This window comes from Paenibacillus sp. AR247, from assembly GCF_002968895.1.
Classification (GTDB): domain Bacteria; phylum Bacillota; class Bacilli; order Paenibacillales; family Paenibacillaceae; genus Paenibacillus_AQ; species Paenibacillus_AQ favisporus.
This window is the reverse complement of sequence record NZ_PCZT01000009.1, coordinates 1,168,976-1,170,603: the sequence shown is the minus strand read 5'-3', so window position 1 is coordinate 1,170,603 and position 1,628 is coordinate 1,168,976. Positions and strand designations below refer to the sequence as shown.

The window sequence follows — 1,628 nt, the reverse complement described above, 5'->3', positions numbered from 1 at the left end:
ATCCGGGATGAGAATCTGATTGAATTCATTGCCCACCATTCCTTTTGATAACGACGAAAAATGAAGACTTTTCAAGCAGCCAGCTGCTGCGGTATCAGCGAAATCGGGCTCCCTGTTGATGAAGTGGCCGCTGCCGTGGAACAGATTCAAACGACGCTGGGACTGTCCATGTGGAGCGGCGACGGCCGGCAATTTGCGGCGATGGGCGACGCCGAGGGCTTGTTGATCGTAGTGGACCGCGAACGGCCTTGGTTTCCGGACAGAAGAGCGCCGATTGTCAGCGGGACACGGGTTGTCATTCAGGCACAAGGCAGCGAGCAGCTTTTGCTGCAGGCAGATCAGTACGACATTCAGTCCCGGGATGAATAATAACCTGCGGCTGGTCCACTATCGTAATGAGGATCGGAGTCAGCGTGATATAATAAAGGAACCATTCGAAATGAAAAAGTCAGAAGGCAGGGAGTTATGGCCAACATTCACGAAATCGCCAGACGAGCCGGTGTTTCGGTATCCACGGTATCCCGGGTTCTCAACCAGCATCCGTACGTTTCCGCTGAGAAAAGAGCCGCCGTGCAGCGAGCCATCGACGAACTGGATTACACGCCAAACCGTAATGCGGTTGATTTGATCCGCGGCCGGACCCGCAGCATCGGCGTGATCATCCCGTACAACAACAACCCGGCTTTCGACCGGATGTTAAGCGGTGTATTGAACAAATCGGTTGAGGAAGATTACACCGTGACCGTGCTTCCAACCCGGTATGATCCGGAGAAAGAGCTGGAGTATTTAACGATGCTGAAAACTAAACTGCTCGACGGGATCATCATTACGTCCCGTGCGAACGATTGGTCGTCCATCGTCCCCTTTGCGGGATATGGTCACATCGTAGCCTGCGAGTATACGGAGCTGGAGGAAATCGGCTGCGCGTACATTGACCGGTATGCCGCAACGCTCGAGGTGTTCTCCTTCCTGAAAAACATGGGACACACAGAGGTTGCGTTCACGACAGCAAGAGGGGAGACCAGCATCAGCACCCGGCTGACGATGCAGGCTTACCGGGACGTTTTTGGGGAAGTATCGCCATGCCGGTGCCTGGATGGCTGCACCACATTGAAGGATGGTATGGATGCAGCCCGCCACTTTCTTGAAGGAAAAGTCCGGCCGACCGCCGTGTATGCCAACGGGGACGAGGTGGCAGCCGGAATCCACCAATTTGTTCTCTCTGCGGGGCTGCGTATTCCGGAGGATGTCGCCATCATCGGACAGGAAAATCAGCCGATTGGCCAAGTCCTTCAGCTTACCACGGTAGACCATCAGCTCTTCCGGGTAGGTGAGGAGGCTTTAAGGCTCGTGACCCGTGGTTCCGGGGAAAAGGTGCAGATCCCGTACCGGATCATATACCGTTCTTCATCCGGATAAAGCCAACAAAAAAGACCCGCAGGAGAACATCAACGTTACTCCGGCGGGTCTATATTATGTAATTTAATCCAAAAGGCTAAATTCTATGAAACATATTGAAATGTAAATGCGTATATGATATTATAATGTGTACTCCAAAATTAATCACATTATTACCATTTATCGTATCACAACGATTGGTGATTGTCAATATTTTTACACCTCAGAAA

The 1,628-nt window shown here is 51.8% G+C and carries 2 protein-coding genes; both read left to right on the top strand.

The features are described from left to right. The first annotated feature begins 60 nt into the window (after window positions 1-60). Window positions 61-369, top strand: coding sequence for a hypothetical protein (locus CPT76_RS13510; protein ID WP_105443285.1), 309 nt, complete (start codon window positions 61-63; stop codon window positions 367-369). 96 nt (window positions 370-465) lie between these two features. Continuing rightward, entirely contained in the window at window positions 466-1,419 is a 954-nt protein-coding gene (locus CPT76_RS13505) for a LacI family DNA-binding transcriptional regulator (RefSeq protein WP_105443284.1), read from the top strand. Window positions 1,420-1,628 lie beyond the last annotated feature (209 nt).